This is a genomic window from Pseudomonadota bacterium (assembly GCA_026388275.1).
In the GTDB taxonomy this organism is placed as follows: Bacteria; Desulfobacterota; Syntrophorhabdia; order Syntrophorhabdales; family Syntrophorhabdaceae; genus JAPLKB01.
Window position 1 is genome coordinate 52663 of sequence record JAPLKB010000026.1, and the last position, 16713, is coordinate 69375.

A 16713-nucleotide genomic window follows, 5' to 3' on the forward strand; every position below is an offset into this window, starting at 1 on the left:
CTGTCAGCAGGCTGCTGCAGTTTTGGCCCTTTTTCGTTCAAGGCCGTCAAGAATCATTTTGCGGAGTCTTATTGATTCAGGCGTTATCTCAACAAGTTCGTCATCATTGATATAAGATATGCACTCTTCAAGACTCATATTTGTATAAGGCGTCAACACCACGGCATCATCAGAGCCGGCAGCTCTCATATTGGTAAGCTTCTTGCCTTTAGCAGGATTGACTATAATGTCTGCCTCTCTGGAATGTTCTCCTATAATCTGGCCTGCATAGACTTTTTCACCCGGACCAAGAAAGAGCCTCCCTCTTTCCTGCAGATTAAAAAGTGCGTATGCCACAGTTGTGCATTGTTCCATGGCAATGAGTACGCCTCTCGTTCTATTTTTGATCTCTCCGGCATAGACATCAAATCCGAGGAAGATATAGTTCATCACACCCATACCACGCGTTTCAGTGAGGAATTCCGAACGAAACCCTAATAGCCCTCTGGTGGGTATTTTGTACCTTAGTCTGGCCATTCCGTTTTCCTGATGCATGCTAAGCATAATCCCCTTTCTGCCGCCAAGGTTTTCGATTACCCTGCCCATGTAGTTCTCATCCACATCAACCATTAACTCTTCGTAAGGCTCCAATAACTTCCCGTCTTGCTCTTTGAATATAACCTGGGGCCTCGTGACCTGGAATTCGTATCCTTCTCTCCTCATTTTTTCAATAAGGATGGAAAGATGAAGTTCTCCCCTGCCTGAGACCTTATAGCCCTGTATATCTTCAAGTTCTTCCACAACAAGGGCAACATCGGAGAGGGTTTCTTTAAAAAGCCTGTCTCTTAAGTGCCTGGAAGTGACAAATCTGCCTTCTTTTCCGTAGAACGGTGAGTCGTTTGGTACAAAACTCATTGATACCGTCGGCGGGTCCACCACAATGCCAACGAGAGGCACAGGGTTTAGCGGATCAGTAAGGGTTTCGCCGATAGCAATGGATTCCATGCCTGCTACAGCCGCTATTTCACCTACGCCTGCTTCTTCTGTCTCAACCATCTGCGTTCCTTTAAAACAGTAGATCTTTCTTATTCTGGCAGGAGAAGGGGATGCATACGGTGACGCCACTGCTACCTCTTTGTCGATGCGGAGTGTTCCTGAGGTGATCTTACCTATGGCAAGCCTTCCCAGGAACGTTGAGTAGCTGAGTGAGCTGACAAGCATCTGAAGAGGACCGTCCGGGTCACCTACAGGCGCCGGAATAGCGTCGATGATCATGTCAAAGAGCGGGATCATGGTCTTGCTTTTTGTATTATGGTCGAGTGTAGCAAATCCATCTTTTGCTGAAGTAAAAATGACGGGGAAATCAAGGATATTGTCCGGCGCTTCAAGTTTTACGAACAAATCGAAGACTTCGTCCACTACCCAGTCGCAACGCGCTGCCGGTTTGTCAACTTTATTCACCACCACAATCACGGGCAGATCTAAAGCAAGTGCCTTTTTCAGCACAAAATAGGTCTGAGGCATAGGTCCTTCGGCTGCATCTACGAGCAGAAGAACGCCGTCCGCCATTTTCAGTACACGTTCTACCTGACCTCCGAAATCGGCATGACCCGGGGTATCTATAATATTGATAAGGTGTCCCTTATAGAGGAAAGAACCGTTTTTAGAAGCAATGGTAATACCCCTCTCTCGCTCAAGGTCCATCGAGTCCATAAGCCGTTCTTCCACTACCTGGTTGTCCCGGAAAAGCCCGCTCTGTCTGAATAGTTGGTCGACAAGTGTAGTCTTGCCGTGGTCAACGTGTGCAATAATTGCAATATTTCTTATCCTGCTCTGTTCCATACTCCCTCTAAATGTGCTGATGATACAGCGGATCGGGTTTGAAATGAATTTGTATTATACATCAAAAACAGTGATAAATCAAGAGTAGTTTCCTATCGGAACTTTATGGTCTGATTAAAAGAAAGGCAAGGTGTTCTGCATTCGCTTAATGAATTGCTATTACAGAGCCTTGTCTTGAATATTTTCGATTTATGTTAAGCTCTGGTCGCTATGTCTTTTGCTTTTGCAATCCTTCTTTTCACACCAAAAATACCGGCAAGCGCAGGTGTAAGAAGCCATATCGCACCGGGAACAGGAACAGGGGTCGGAACAGGGGTCGCAGTGATCTGGTTAATCCAACTGGCAAAGTAGGCAACATTAGTATCTCCTCCCAACTCACCGAAGGTGGCATTCAGATTACTGTCAAGATCATAAGGTTTACCGTAGCTGGCATAAAAAGAGTGGATACCGGCGATTTGGCCGTTGAAAAAACTTGGCCCTCCGGAATCTCCAGGTGTAGCAAGCACCTCGTTTATGTTCAGGCCCGTGGTACTTGTAATGCCAAATCCTTTTTGAATAGTGTTATAATAATCGCTGCCATCGTCGAAATCATAGGCAAATATTGATCCATATGTGGATCCAGGTACAAGTCCATAGCTGCCCATAATATTCCAATAAGCCTCATAAGTATTCTGTCCGGTCCTTAATTGCCCAAAAGGGTATGAGTTAAAATTGGTACCAAGCGCACCGGTACCACCTATGCCGTAGCCCGCCAGATTTATATTTTCGTGTAAGGCATTACCGCTATATATGTTATAGCCTGTAACACTTGCTGCAGGTACAGAATCTGTAAGTTTGACAATGGCAATATCATATCCATTATCAAATTTGCGTGTAGTTGTCCATCCTGTCGGTAAATAATATTGAGAAGCAGTCCTGGTTACAGTTCCGCCTTTGAATTCGGCGGTAAAAGAAGTGGCAAAGCTGGTACCGTTATCCACCATATGTGCCGCAGTAAGGAGATATTGCCCTCCTGCAAGAAGCACTCCCGAACCGCCATAGCGATTTCCATTAAAACTCACATATAGTCTGGCTACACCATCAAGCCCGGTCCCGGGGCTAACTATGTAGTTATTGGGATTTTCAACTGTGGAAAGAAGGGGGGATAAAGATCCTGTATCAAGCTGTATATTTGTTGCAGCCAAAACAAATCCGGGCAGGACAAAACTAACAAACAAGAATAAAACCAATACCCTGATAACAATAAACCCGGTTTTCATCATATGCCTTTCCTCCCTATTACTCAACATCCTGGCTGAATGAATGGGATGCATTTTAATACTTCGCTCCACACTTATATACATCCTATCATTCCATATGAATAATCTTGTATAACAATATTAGCTTTTTGTCTGTAGGATATTTAATACAAATCGTGTAGGATATTGGCAAATATTTCTAAATCATGGTGATTACATGATTGCAGTTATAATTCACCTGTGACAGACATCGTAATATTAAGGACAATTTGATATCATAAGCAGAAAATATCACAAGGAACTGCGAAACATTAGTCTGTGATATCTACTTTATAAAATGGGCGCCTCTGCTGCTGCGGTTTGTAAAGGCAGCTTCGGCTACGATAAGTGCGGTCCTGATGCCGTTCCTCAGGTTTATTACCATAGGTTCAAGATGGGCCCTGCGGTAGAAGTCGTCAATCCTGTTTTTTAAGTATCCAAGGTCTTCTATAGCCCTTTCCAATCTTTTTACAGTACGTATGATACCAACATAATTCCACATGGTCGACCTTATACTCAGCCAATCCTGCTGTATGAGCGCCGGGTCAGCCTCTTCCTCTATCGCAGGAAAACGCCAGGGCGGGATTTCCGATTCCTTGTAAGGTTTTGCATTGTCAAAGTTATTTGTTATATGCCGGGCAGATCTTATTCCCCAGACCAATCCTTCAAGCAGCGATGTAGAGGCAAGTCTGTTTGCTCCATGTATGCCTGTTGCAGTCACTTCTCCTGCAGCGTAAAGTTTTTTTAAGGATGTTTTTCCATCATTATTTACCAGAATGCCGCCGCAGCCGTAATGGGCTGCCGGAACTACGGGCACAGGTCCTTTAAGCATATCTATATCCAGCGAAAGGCATCTTTCATAAATAGCCGGGAACCTCTTCTTTATGTCAATCTTTGCATAAGAGGCAATATCGAGATACACATAGGCATCTCCCCTCTTTATCATTTCTTCGTATATTGCCCTTGATACCTCGTCCCTTGGTGCAAGATCGCCCAGCGGGGAATAATTCTCCATGAAGGTTTCACCGTCTCTTGTTTTCAATCTTGCACCTTCACCCCTTACAGCTTCGGAAATGAGAAAACCATCTGCATCCTTATGAAAAAGGCTTGTGGGATGAAACTGTATGTATTCCATATTGATCATTCTGGCGCCGGTCCTGTGCGCCATGGCAAATCCATCTCCTGTTGCGCCGGGCGGGTTGGTGGTATGGAGATATATCCCTCCAGGCCCTCCTGTGGCCAATATCGTATATGAAGAGAATATTCTTTCCACATTTTCACTCATATTATTCAGTACATAGGCCCCAATGCACTGCGGTTCGAGATAAAGAGCAACAGGGTTAGTGGAATGGTGCGGGATTGTCATAAGGTCTATAGCTGTGTAACTGGCGAATATTCTGATGTTTTTAGTGTTCATTGCATATTTTACAAGGCTCTCCTCGATGGCTTTTCCTGTGGAATCCATACAGTGGAGAATCCGGCGTTTCGAATGACTTGCTTCTCTGGCATATTCATATTCTGTGTTTTTAGTACGCGAAAAAGGTACACCAATCTTATCGATCAGGAATTCTTGTACCAGCACAGGTCCTTCACAGGCGATCATTTTCACGGCATCAAGATTCGAGATTCCGTCGCCGGCTTCCATAATGTCTTTAATAAGGAACTCAGGAGAATCATCCTTGCCCATAGAAACAATACCTCCCTGGGCATAAAATGTATTCGATTCTTCAACAGACGCTTTTGTAACTACAATTACATCAAGCCCTGATTCGGCTGCAGTAATAGCAGCAGAAAGACCTGCTATACCTGAGCCGATAATGAGAACATCGCAGTAACTTATATTGTCACGGTTCATTTCAGGCAATCTCCAGCATTCTTTTTAAGGCTGTCCGGGCAAGTTCAATGTATGATTCATCAACTGAAACACGATCGAGGGGTTTCCCCTCAATAAGACCTTCGAGGACATAAAGGAGTTTTTCAGGTGTAACTTTCGCCATTTCTCTGCATCCCGATGTTTTTAGCGGTATAACAAGTTTATCCGGATTCGCAGCTTTTATACTGTTTACAAAATTTATTTCCGTACCGATTGCCCATTTTGAACCGGCTTCAGAGCGTTCTACAACGTCCTTGATAAAACTTGTTGAACCGTTAAAATCCGATATATCAACAACCTCCGGTATGCATTCAGGATGAACAACAACTTTTATTCCGCCATGTTCTTTTTTCACGCGCTCCACATCGGATGTTGAGAATACCGTATGGATGATGCAAAACCCCCTCCAGAGAAAAATCCGTGCTTTTTCCAAAGATTCTGCCTGTATGTCTCCGCAGTTTGCATAAGGATCCCAGAGATATACTTCACTGTCGTTGATGCCCATGGCGTGCGCCGTATTCCTGCCGAGGTTTTCATCAGGAAAGAAGAAGGGGATACTGTTTTCTGATAAAATATGCTCCATGACTTTTTTTGCATTAGAAGAAGTGCATGCAAGGCCTCCATTTCGCCCGCAAAAGGCCTTCAAATCAGCATTGGAATTGACATAAACGACAGGGACAATTTTGTTGCCTGTCTTTTGAATGGCAGCCCATGCTTTTTCTACATCGTCAATATTTGCCATTTCTGCTAATGGACATTTTGCGTCCGGTTCGGGATGGAACACCTCCTGATCCGGATTGCAAAGAATCCTAGCCGACTCTGCCATAAAAGAAACAGCACAAAACACTATATAGCGGGCATCTTTCTGTTTTGAAGCAGTCTGGGCTAATTGCAATGAATCACCGATAAAATCGGCAACGCTTACAATATCATGGTGCTGATAGTAATGGGCAAGTATTACTAAATCTTTTCCAAGCTTTTCTTTTGCAGCTTTTATTCTTTCGAGTACATCGACATTTCCCATAATACTACCTCATATACAACCGTTAAAACATAACAGTTCAAATGGCCAAATGAGCTCTTTAAACAGTTTAGACTCCTTCATGGAGTAAGCTTATATCAAGAGACTTATAGGAATGCGTCAACGCACCAATTGATATAAAATCAACGCCTGTTTTTGCAAACTCTGCAACCCTTTCAAGAGTCATGTTTCCAGATGATTCAAGGGGAATACGTTTGTTAACATACAAAACAGCATCACGTGTTGACTCAACATCCCAGTTGTCAAGAAGTATCCGGTCAACCCGTTCCTCCAGCGCCTCTTTCAACTCTGTCATATTTTTTACTTCCACTTCAACAGGAACATTCGAATGTGAACGAACCCTTTCCACCGCTTCTTTAATAGAACCGGCAGCAGCTATATGGTTTTCCTTAATCAAGGCCATCTCGCTTAAATCCATCCTGTGATTGGTACCCCCGCCCATTTTGACTGCATATTTTTCCGCTATTCTATGTCCCGGGGAGGTTTTTCTCGTATCAAGTATCTTTGTTCCCGTACCTTTTATGGCATCTGCAAACTGTCTTGTAAGTGTGGCTATGCCGGATAGTCTTTGGAGAATGTTTAAGGCAACCCTCTCTCCGGTAAGAATGGCACGCGTCTTTCCCTCAACAACGGCAATAATATCACCCTTTTCCACATGTTCACCGTCCCATTTTACTTCTTCGTACCTGATCTGATTGTCCAGCAGCATAAAAACCGCTGCAGCAAACATGTTTCCCGCAATTATGCCATCTTCTTTTGCTATAATACGTGCCCTTGAGGTATGATTCTCGGAAACAATGGAATTTGTAGTGATATCACCTGTCCCGATATCTTCTTTAAGATATGCCTTTATACTATCTTCTATACTGTCGTTATCCTTCATACAGGTTGATATTATAAAACTGCAACCAGCATGAGTCAACTAAAGACTTTACCGGATTATGTTTTTTACAAAAGAAATTATGCTACTCTTCGATGACCTTTCTGATTTTTTGTGACAGTTCTTGTATACTGAAAGGTTTTTGAATAAAGGCTTTGCAGCCATTATTAATAATGCCGGCTGCCTGACCGTTAATACTGTAGCCTGTTGAAAGAATTGCCTTAACATCGGGATTAACCATTTTTAGAAATTCAAAGGTTTCTGCACCACCCATATCAGGCATAATCATATCCAGAATAACAAGATCAATAGCATCAGTTCTTTTTTTATATGTTTCAATGGCTTCCCTGCCGCTTCTTGCAATTATGACATTGTATCCGAGCAGCTCAAGAAAATTTTTATTAACATCAATAATTGCTTCTTCGTCATCAACGAGAAGTATTGTTTCTGTCCCTTTCATGATATTTGAAACAAATAATTCTTCTTTTTGTACTGCCTTTTCTGAAGCAGGGAGGTATATACTGAATGTGCTTCCATGTCCTTTTTCGCTATAGACGTTAATAAATCCACCATGATTCTTAACAATACCGTACACTGAAGCAAGTCCGAGACCGGTTCCGCGCCCCATCTCTTTCGTTGTAAAGAATGGCTCAAAAATCCTTTCTTTTGTTTTATTGTCCATGCCGATGCCCGTATCGGTTACAGATATCCTAAGGTATTCGCCAAACTTTATATAAGAAGCCTTTGCATGGTTTTCATCGAGAAAATAGTTTTGTGTTTCTATATACAATTCACCCCCTCCGGGCATGGCCTGCCAGGCATTTACATAAAGATTTACAAGGACCTGCTCAATCTGTCCCTGGTCGGCATCCACTATATAGGGCTTCTCCTCATATTTCGTGTGAATCGTAATCTCTTTTTTTGTGCGGCCGAACATGGCTGATGTTTTTGCAATGATTTCATTTAGATTGGAAGGTTTAACCTCATATCTTCCGCCCCTTGCAAAACCAAGAAGTTGTCTTGTCAGATCGGCGCCACTTTTTACGAGCTCTTCAATGCTCTTAAGTTTTTCATAGTTAGGGTGCGATTCATTAAGATTAAAAAGCGCGAGGGATGCGTACCCCTGTATACCCATCAGAATATTATTGATATCATGGGCAACACCACCTGCTAAAGTGCCTATAGCCTCCATCTTCTGAGACTGAAGCAGTTGTGATTCAAGTCTTTTGCGTTCAGAAATATCCTGCAAAGTACCTTCATATAGATCAATATTTCCTCTTTCATCCAAAACAGAACGGGCATTAATAGAAACCCAGATCACATCTTTGTTTTTACAGTACAACTGTGCCTCAAAATCCTTGACGATACCACGTTCAATCAACAATTGTTTAAATTCTACGCAACGTAAGTAATCTACAAACAGTTTACCGAAGTCTTTGACTTCATTAATTAATTCATGCAGCGAATCGGCTTTATATAAACGCACAAGGGCTGGGTTGGCGTTCCATATATGCCCGTCAGGGGTTACCTGGAGAATGCCTTCTATGGTATTTTCAAAAATATTACGGTATTTTTCTTCGCTTTCCCTGAGGAAATTTTCAATCCTTTTTTTATCAGTAACATCCTCGTACATAACGACAATCTGTTTTTCTGCCAGATTTGTTCCAATTCTCGCAACACTCAACTTGCATATAATGTCTCTCCCGTCTTTGTGACGACAGTAAACCTCAATGCTGTGGACTTTCTGTTTTTCCAGAATATTGTATATACCGCCTATCTGTTCATAGTCTGTATCTGTCCTGTAGAGTATCCTCGTGCGTTTACCAATTAATTCTTCCGGCTTCCAGCCGAAAACCTCTTCCACTGAATTGTTGGCAAATATGATGATGCGTTCTTTCAAACCTATAACAGCATGTGGGATTGCGTCCAAAATAGATGATTCAAGTTCTTCCAGCTTATTGAGTGTTTCCTCCTGCTGCCTGCGCTCGGATATTTCCTGTTGAAGTTTTTCATTGGTTTGTTTGAGCTCTGTTGTTCGTTTTGTTACCAGTTCTTCAAGATTGTTCCGGTATTGGTTTAATTTGTCTTCTGTTTTTTTATGCTCCTTTATTTCTATGTTTAATTCCATATTTGCCTTCAGTAACTCGTAAGTACGTTCTTCCAGTTCTTTATATGCATCTTTTAATGCTATTTCAGTACTTTTTAATTCGGTAAAATTGGTAATTGAAAATACATATCCCTTGGAAATATCATTGTCATCAAGCGGACGTCCATTTGCCACACAGGGGACGCGATAGCCATCTCTGTGCAAAAACTCATATTCAAATGTCAAAAGTCTGTCTGTAAGGGATTCATCGTAAATTATACTGTCAATATTTGCCTGCTCTTCATCGCCATAAAATATAATATCAGTTTTTCGGCCTATCAAATCTTCCTGTTCCCAGCCCAGAATATCTGTAAAAGCATTATTGCACCAGATAATCATATGATTCTTAATAAGACATATGCCATGGGTTGTACTGTCCAGAACAGCCATGAGGAAATCCTGGGATTGCCTAAGCTTCTCATTGGCAGCCGAAAGTTCTTCAGCCTTTTCCTTGGCATCTTCAAGGTCGAAGATATATTCCTGAAGCGTGCGGCGTTGCAGCTTATCTTTTTTTACATCATCCACTACCATAAATACAAACTCCTTAAAATCTATTATACCGGCATACTTCAGCTAATTTGTTTCAAAAGTCAGAATCTCTTTAAGAATGTCGGGAAAACTCACAGGTTTACAAAGATATTTATCTGCCCCTGCATCTAACCCCTGCTGAATTTCAAAGGATTGCGCCTTTGCCGAAAGTATAATAATAGGGATATGTCTTGTTCTTTCATCAGATTTTAACCTTTTGCATACCTCAATTCCATTCATCTTAGGCAACTTAAAGTCAAGAAACATAATGTCAGGGAGCATCAGAAATGAAAATAGTAATTTCGGGAAAATTCCTAACTCTGCAAACTTATGAATGAATTTACGAGCCATTTGAAATATTTTCTCCAATAATTGCCTCTGGAATATCCGAATGTTCCGTCATTTTATGCTTATTTTTATAGTAATCATAAACATTTTTTAATATCTAATAATATTTTCGGGAACACGGCCGGTTACTTAAACAATATATGGAGTTTCCTGCAATTTTATATCATAATCCTGTCCAAAAAAGCCCATCATTTAAATCAGACAGGACAGATGTAATGGACCTCCCTGCAGCAGAACTGCGAGGTATCAGAGGAATGGGGAACATGATTATTCCCCCCTCACTCTGCCCTCTCCCTCAAGGGGCGAGGGAATGTGGTCACCCCGAAGCAGGGCTTCGAAGAATCAATTGATTGAATAATACAGTTTTAAAGACTGGCAGCTTAACAGATTCTCGGCAGAGGAGCACCTGTGAGCATAGTAAGCCTTCTTGTTCCACCCAGGGCAGTCTTCAGGTAGACATTGCCCTTCCCTGCCCCGACATGGCCTATTATGCCCGATTGGCGGGCACAAAAATCTTCTCTCAAATAATCCAGAATACTGTCGGCTTCTTTCTCTGCGGCTATAATCAGGAATTTACCTTCATTAGCAAGATAAAGCGGGTCGAGCCCAAGGGTTTCAGTAATCCCTTTTACCTCATCATCAATGGGGATATCGGGTTCGTTAAGCTTCATGTCCACTCCTGCAGACAAGGCTATCTCCTTTACGCATGTGGCAAGTCCGCCCCGCGTTAAATCCCTCATGAATTTAATGCCCTTAAACTTTTTGATAAGCCCTTCCGTAAACATGTTAAGAGGTGCACAATCACTTAATATTTTTGTGTCAAAACTGAAGGATTGACGTTCGAGTAAAACAGAAAGGCCGTGATTCCCCATAGGCCCGTTTACGATTATCACATCTCCCGGCTCTATACGGTTATAACCCAGATCAGCTTCGGGAAGCATATAACCTATACCGGCAGTGGTAATAAAGATTTTATCTGCCTGAGTCCGTCCGACAACCTTTGTATCTCCGGCAACGATCATAACATCTGCTTGACGGCAGGCTTGCGACATAGATGCAATGATCCGTTCTAAATCGACAACGGCAAACCCCTCTTCAATTATAAATGATGCCGTCAGATAGAGCGGCTTTGCACCGCTTACGGCAAGATCGTTTACGGTACCGCATACGGCAAGCTTTCCAATGTCTCCACCGGGAAAGAATATGGGGTCAACAACAAAAGAATCTGTTGTGATTGCCATTTTCCCTTGTCTGACAGGGAATGTAGCTGCATCAGCAAGTCCTTCCAGAAGTGAATTGTTAAAGCAAGGTAAAAAATATTTCTCCAGGAGCTGGTGTGTAAGCAGCCCGCCGTCACCATGGGAAAGAAGGATAATGTCGTTATTTTTCTGAGAAGTCATTTTTCTCCTTTTACTCATCACCGTAGTTAAAATACGCCGCACAGGCTCCTTCCGATGAAACCATGCAAGGTCCTATCGGGTCTGAAGGAGTACATACGATGGAAAACAGAGGACATTGACCAGGCTTAATCTTGCCCTTTAACACCTCACCGCAGGAACACCCTTCTGGCGGCAAGGCATTCGGAACTTCTACGTAAAACCGGGCAGCAGCATCAAAATCTGCATATGCTTTTTTAAATACAAGTCCGCTTTCGGGAATCAGGCCGAATCCCCGCCAAAGTGCGTCTTGTGGTTCAAAAATCTCTTCAATAGCTTTTTTAGCCCGGATATTGCCCTCTTCACTGACAAGCCGCGTGTAACCGTTTATTGTTTGCGCCTTTTTATCGACTATCTGTTTTAGGAGCAGCGCTATGGCCTCCATGATGTCAACAGTTTCGAATCCTGTTATCACCGCCGGTATGCCATATTCGGATGCAATAAAATCAAAGGTCTTTCTGCCTGTTATCACAGATACATGCCCGGGCAGGATAAAACCATCAACGTTGAGTTCGGGATCGGCAAGGAGCGCCTTCATTGCAGGCGGAACAAGTTTATGCACTGACAGGACAGAATAATTTTTTATACCCAGCGCCTTTGCTTCCATTACGCTTAAGGCAACAGCAGGGGCAGTTGTTTCAAAACCCACGCCCAGAAAAACACTTTCTTTGTCGATATGCTGCGCTGCGTATGATAGAGCTTCATGGGGAGAATAGCATATCTCAATGCCGGCGCCCCTGGCACGTTCGACCTCCAGCGAGGTATATGTGCCTGGAACACGTATCATATCACCGAAGCTTGCAATGACAACTCCAGGCAACCTGGCAAAGGCGATCATTCTATCAATATCCGTCTGGTCTGTCACGCATACCGGACATCCTGGACCGCTGAGAAGTTCCATGTAGGGAGACAGCAACCCACGAAGGCCGCTTTTGGATATGGCAGTAGTATGGGTGCCGCAAACTTCCATCAATGTAACCCGGCGCCCAAGTTTATCGGATACGGTGCCGGACAGCTTTATAAGCTGATCCAGCAATTTTTTGCTGAGTTCAATGTTCATATAAAACCCCTGGATTATGCATCAATTTGTGCAAACTCCTCCAGCATTTTTAATGTCAGGCCAGCCTCCTCAGTATCGATTTTTCCGATTGCATACCCGGCATGAACCATCAGGTAATCGCCTAAAGCTATCTCTTCCTCGATAAGAGGCGTATATATTTTGCTTTTAACGCCAAAGGCCTCGATGACAGCCCAGTTCTCCTGTACGTTGATTTCTATTACTCTTCCCGGTACTCCAAGACACATGTTGTTAACCTCCGCATTAGCTGTTGCTGTCAGTCGTAAAATTTCCTCTTGCTTCGTGCTTCTTATACATCTTCTGTGATTGTGCCGCTTTTCCACATCCAGTGAGCAATCATGGCCTGGCCGAGTGCTATACCGCCATCGTTTGTCGGAACGTGTCTGTGAAAGAATACATGAAAACCTTGTCTTCGTAAAGACTTAATGGTTGTTCTGAAAAGGTACTCATTGTGCCACGTTCCACCACTCAGAACCACTTTTTTTAGCCCTGTCAGCACAGATATCCTCCCGGCTGCATCACAGATAATATTCACCAGGGTATTATGAAATTTTACCGAGATTGCTTCTATTGGAATCCCTGCCGATTTATCATCTATTATACCCTCCAGCAATTCCCTGGGGGAAATTGTACCGCCGATAATTGTATATGCATATGATGCTTTCAATGTATTTTTAGCTGCCTTTAAAGCAATTTCACTTAGTTCAATTGCAGCCTGCCCTTCGTAGGTATTTTCCTGACAGATCCCGAGTATAGCCGATACTGCATCAAAGAGCCTGCCGCAGCCGCAGGAGAGAGGTGAGTTGAAGCTGCCTGATATTAGCTGCTCGACAATATCAATATCCTTGTCCGGGAAGACCGTTCTTGCATGTTCTTTCCCTTTGTCGCCGAGGAAGGTTGTAAGATAGCTGCATGCTGTCCGCCAGGGTTGGCGTATTGCAATCTCATTGCCAGGAAGCATAACATAGGCAAGATGGAACATACGTTCAAAACCGAGATAATTGCCTTTGAATACTTCAAATCCCCAGATATTTCCATCATTCCCATAACCGGTACCGTCAAGGATGATTCCTATGGTCTCTTCGTTATCAATATTGTTTTCTGCCATGCAACTCGCAAAATGTGCATGATGGTGCTGGACTTCAACATGGCTCTTTGCAGGTATTGTGCGGGCTATAGTGGATGAGGCGTAATCCGGATGGGCATCACAGGCAACGATTTCAGGTTTTATGCCTATTAATCTTTGAAAGTTTGCAAGGCTGTCAAAAAGATTTTCCTCTCCTTCGAGTGTGTCTATCTCACCTATATACTGGCTCATAAATGCATTATCCTGTTTCAGGATACAGAAGCTGTTTTTCATTTCTCCGCCAATACCGAGAATAACCGGCGAGGCCTTTTTCCGCAAGATCGGAATCGGCTGGGGGGTATATCCCCTCGATCTCCTAAAAAAGCTTATCTCTCCGTCAATGACCTGGATGAGAGAATCGTCACACCGGTTAACGATGTCTCTGTTATGAAGCAGAAAATAATCGGCTATTGCCGAAAGCTCATTGAGGGCATTTTTATTGTCTTTTACAAGAGGCAGTTCACTGTAATTACCGCTCGTCATAACAAGGATATCAAAGGGCCCGCTGAAAAGCAGCAGATGCAGCGGGGTATAGGGCAGCATAACACCCAGTGTATTTAATCCTGGGGCAAGTTCATCCGGCAGGCTGAAGTGCACTTTTTTCTTTAATATTACAATCGGTGCCTGCAATGAAGTTAAAAACCTTGCCTCGTCTTTATTAACAACACAGTATTTGCGGACAGTTTTCATATCTTTGCACATCACGGCAAAAGGTTTCGCCTTCCTTGCTTTACGAATACGCAGCATATTTATTGCTTCTTCGTTTCTTGCGTCACAGACGAGGTGAAAACCACCGAGGCTCTTTAAGGCCAGGATTTTTCCTTTCCTAAGTATCTTCCATACTAAATCGAACCGGTTATTATCATCGGACACAGGGCTGCCTTTGTTATCGGTTATTTGAATACGAGGTCCGCATACCGGACATGCAACAGGCTGGGCATGAAACCTTCTGTCAAGGGGGTTGTTGTATTCCTTTGCGCAGTCACGGCACATCCCGAATGTTTTCATGGAGGTTTTGGGACGGTCATAGGGGACTTCTTCTATAATGGTAAATCTCGGACCGCAATTGGTACAGTTGGTGAATGGATATTGATAATGGCGGTCTTCGGGATCAAGTATCTCCCTGCCGCAGTCCGGGCAGGTTGCCATATCCGGCGGTATAAGGACTTCATTTTCCTGATCAGGGCTGCTTTTTAATATTTCAAAGGTAATAAAACCGATGGGAGGCTGCTTCGTCACTTTGAAATCGCTAATTTCCGAAAGCGCAGGGGGATGTTCTTCAATGGCATTGATAAAAGATTTTACGTTGCTTTCCTCACCTTCTGCTTCGATGATTACACCTCGGCTTGAGTTAAGGACACTGCCTGTGATCTTATGAATCCCTGCAAGCCGGTAGACAAAGGGGCGGAAGCCTACACCCTGTACTGTGCCTTTAATAATAATACGGTAACGGGAAATGCTGCTGCTGACTACGGATTTTGAATTTCGACCTCTGGACTTAATATTTGTTTTAATACTTATTGCTCCGTGACACTGTATTTTTACCGCTGATTTAAGAATCTATTGCCAACAATGATCCTGATAAATGTAAACCAAATAAGGTTTGAAATCAAATAAATGGGTTTTTCGTAAATGAAGTGTAACGATCTTGATAAGTAAAAAGAATGGAGATATCCATTCCATCTTCCCTTCCGTCGATGCCTATATATTAATAGAACGAACGGAACTATTTACCTATCGCTCTAAATTAGCATATCGGACATATTTTATATCTTCTTTGAGTTTTAATTGAGCCATAATGCTGTTCACCGGGAAGCTCGCTTTTTGGGCGATCCGGTGGAACGACTTGTTGGGCGCGTTGTTTTTTGTGCAATATCAATGAGTGAAAGAAGGGCATTATTGACTGCCTCTTCATTTGGGAACGCCTGAGCAACCTCCGGCCTGAGAACAATGACATTAGATGATTCTTTCATGCGCTCTGCGTATTTGCCCCGTACAAGGCCGGCAGGGAAATCAGAGCGCTTATACTCCGCCCGTAATTCGTCTTTATCAGGTTCTTTATCCTTCTTCATAGACTTCTCGCTCTCCTTTGCTCGCTTTGCGGGCACTTATGATTCGAATTATTTCACCTTTCTCGGTGTGAGATGCCACAACAAGCCGACCTTTTTCTGAAACACCGAAGGTAACATAGCGCTGTTCAGTTATGGAGTGATCAGGATCGGCACCGGTTGCACCCATGGGGTCACTCAGGGCCGTTGCCGCTTCTTCGAATGAGACTCCGTGTTTCTTAAGATTCGATTTTGCCTTTCCGGGGTCCTATTCTATTTTCATATCTCAGATTATATCATATTCTTAGATTTATACCCCAAGTTTTTCAGTCATTCAACACAATTGTCAGCCAGGGCCACATGGCGGCGATCGGCTACGCTAACTAATTCAGTCATGGTTTTTTAATGAAACCTCTGGTTTCAAAAGTTATTTATTTTTTATGGAATGTCCCCTAAGTTCCCACATCTTTTTAAGAAACATCACCTAAGTATAGCGATTGCCTCTTTAACTGCTGCAATATATTTGTTAATATAGCGATGCATAAAATAAATTGTGAAAATTGATCGAAAAAAGAGAATTGATAATCACTCGATTATTAAGGCGTTATAGATAAAGAGCACAAAATACATGTTTCGATAAGGTTGTTATTAATGAAATTTACACTGGAGGCAACGTATGAGCATTAAGGTAACGCTCCATCCGGTCCTGAATAATGATGTTGAAACCATTCTGGATGTTGAGGGAAACACGGTAGGAGACTGTGTGAAATGCGTAATAGAACGCTATCCCCATATAAAAAAAATGATATTTGCAAAAGAAGATAAGCTGAAGTACCATGTGGAAATCTATGTTAACGGACAAACTACATTCCCGCAGGAACTGAAGTATCCGGTAAAAGACGGTGACTCTCTTTCTGTCCTGGTGCTTATGATGAGGTAGGTAATCTTGCAGAAAACCAAAGACAATACTAAGGGCTCGTACTATTATACAAGACACCAATAGACAAAGGGAATACAATTTGATAGGTTTCTTAAAAGGTAGGTTGTGTGGGTGGTCAGGTCGGTCAAGGCGTGAACGGTCATTATCAGATGGCCAGTTCGTGGGTCAGA

Annotated in this window: 13 protein-coding genes and 1 pseudogene; 1 reads left to right on the plus strand and 13 read right to left on the minus strand. The window is 42.9% G+C overall.

Annotated elements, in window-relative coordinates:
* Window positions 1-3: 3 nt before the first annotated feature.
* The 13 genes and pseudogenes from typA to NT010_07365 all read right to left on the minus strand — a co-directional run bounded on the left by typA (window position 4) and on the right by NT010_07365 (window position 15886).
* On the minus strand, window positions 4-1821 hold the full coding sequence (gene typA / locus NT010_07305) for a translational GTPase TypA (protein MCX5805858.1): 1818 nt from the start codon (window positions 1819-1821) through the stop codon (window positions 4-6).
* A gap of 194 nt (window positions 1822-2015) precedes the next feature.
* Window positions 2016-3083 (minus strand): trypsin-like serine protease, encoded by a 1068-nt coding sequence (locus tag NT010_07310; protein MCX5805859.1) that lies wholly within the window; start codon window positions 3081-3083, stop codon window positions 2016-2018.
* A 301-nt stretch (window positions 3084-3384) separates the two neighbouring features.
* Window positions 3385-4953, minus strand: coding sequence for an L-aspartate oxidase (nadB, locus tag NT010_07315; GenBank protein MCX5805860.1), 1569 nt, complete (start codon window positions 4951-4953; stop codon window positions 3385-3387).
* A 1-nt stretch (window position 4954) separates the two neighbouring features.
* Window positions 4955-5995 (minus strand): quinolinate synthase NadA, encoded by a 1041-nt coding sequence (gene nadA / locus NT010_07320; GenBank protein ID MCX5805861.1) that lies wholly within the window; start codon window positions 5993-5995, stop codon window positions 4955-4957.
* 67 nt (window positions 5996-6062) lie between these two features.
* A complete protein-coding gene (gene nadC, locus NT010_07325) occupies window positions 6063-6896 on the minus strand; it encodes a carboxylating nicotinate-nucleotide diphosphorylase (GenBank protein ID MCX5805862.1) in 834 nt (277 codons plus the stop codon).
* Window positions 6897-6978: 82 nt separating this feature from the next.
* Window positions 6979-9570 (minus strand): PAS domain S-box protein, encoded by a 2592-nt coding sequence (locus NT010_07330; GenBank protein ID MCX5805863.1) that lies wholly within the window; start codon window positions 9568-9570, stop codon window positions 6979-6981.
* Window positions 9571-9612: 42 nt separating this feature from the next.
* Entirely contained in the window at window positions 9613-9918 is a 306-nt protein-coding gene (locus tag NT010_07335; protein MCX5805864.1) for a response regulator, read from the minus strand.
* Window positions 9919-10295: 377 nt separating this feature from the next.
* A complete protein-coding gene (gene hypE, locus NT010_07340) occupies window positions 10296-11315 on the minus strand; it encodes a hydrogenase expression/formation protein HypE (protein ID MCX5805865.1) in 1020 nt (339 codons plus the stop codon).
* A 10-nt stretch (window positions 11316-11325) separates the two neighbouring features.
* The gene (hypD, locus tag NT010_07345) at window positions 11326-12411 is read right to left on the minus strand and encodes a hydrogenase formation protein HypD (GenBank protein ID MCX5805866.1); all 1086 of its coding nucleotides are present in this window, start codon (window positions 12409-12411) and stop codon (window positions 11326-11328) included.
* 14 nt (window positions 12412-12425) lie between these two features.
* On the minus strand, window positions 12426-12656 hold the full coding sequence (locus NT010_07350) for a HypC/HybG/HupF family hydrogenase formation chaperone (protein ID MCX5805867.1): 231 nt from the start codon (window positions 12654-12656) through the stop codon (window positions 12426-12428).
* 62 nt (window positions 12657-12718) lie between these two features.
* On the minus strand, window positions 12719-15013 hold the full coding sequence (gene hypF / locus NT010_07355) for a carbamoyltransferase HypF (protein MCX5805868.1): 2295 nt from the start codon (window positions 15011-15013) through the stop codon (window positions 12719-12721).
* A 347-nt stretch (window positions 15014-15360) separates the two neighbouring features.
* The gene (locus tag NT010_07360) at window positions 15361-15627 is read right to left on the minus strand and encodes a hypothetical protein (GenBank protein MCX5805869.1); all 267 of its coding nucleotides are present in this window, start codon (window positions 15625-15627) and stop codon (window positions 15361-15363) included.
* Window positions 15614-15886 (minus strand): annotated as a pseudogene (locus tag NT010_07365) (BrnT family toxin). The gene NT010_07360 and the pseudogene NT010_07365 overlap by 14 nt, the downstream one beginning before the upstream one ends.
* Window positions 15887-16279: 393 nt before the next feature.
* Here NT010_07365 and NT010_07370 point away from each other — a divergent pair.
* Window positions 16280-16543 (plus strand): MoaD/ThiS family protein, encoded by a 264-nt coding sequence (locus tag NT010_07370; GenBank protein MCX5805870.1) that lies wholly within the window; start codon window positions 16280-16282, stop codon window positions 16541-16543.
* Window positions 16544-16713 lie beyond the last annotated feature (170 nt).

Bases quoted from the DNA above. Each gene is read 5' to 3' on its own strand.
- hypD (MCX5805866.1), bottom strand. From the start codon at position 12,411: ATGAACATTGAACTCAGCAAAAAATTGCTGGATCAGCTTATAAAGCTG.
- NT010_07335 (MCX5805864.1), bottom strand. From the start codon at position 9,918: ATGGCTCGTAAATTCATTCATAAGTTTGCAGAGTTAGGAATTTTCCCG.
- typA (MCX5805858.1), bottom strand. From the start codon at position 1,821: ATGGAACAGAGCAGGATAAGAAATATTGCAATTATTGCACACGTTGAC.
- NT010_07310 (MCX5805859.1), bottom strand. From the start codon at position 3,083: ATGATGAAAACCGGGTTTATTGTTATCAGGGTATTGGTTTTATTCTTG.
- nadB (MCX5805860.1), bottom strand. From the start codon at position 4,953: ATGAACCGTGACAATATAAGTTACTGCGATGTTCTCATTATCGGCTCA.
- NT010_07370 (MCX5805870.1), top strand. From the start codon at position 16,280: ATGAGCATTAAGGTAACGCTCCATCCGGTCCTGAATAATGATGTTGAA.
- hypE (MCX5805865.1), bottom strand. From the start codon at position 11,315: ATGACTTCTCAGAAAAATAACGACATTATCCTTCTTTCCCATGGTGAC.
- NT010_07330 (MCX5805863.1), bottom strand. From the start codon at position 9,570: ATGGTAGTGGATGATGTAAAAAAAGATAAGCTGCAACGCCGCACGCTT.
- nadA (MCX5805861.1), bottom strand. From the start codon at position 5,995: ATGGGAAATGTCGATGTACTCGAAAGAATAAAAGCTGCAAAAGAAAAG.
- NT010_07360 (MCX5805869.1), bottom strand. From the start codon at position 15,627: ATGAAGAAGGATAAAGAACCTGATAAAGACGAATTACGGGCGGAGTAT.
- NT010_07350 (MCX5805867.1), bottom strand. From the start codon at position 12,656: ATGTGTCTTGGAGTACCGGGAAGAGTAATAGAAATCAACGTACAGGAG.
- nadC (MCX5805862.1), bottom strand. From the start codon at position 6,896: ATGAAGGATAACGACAGTATAGAAGATAGTATAAAGGCATATCTTAAA.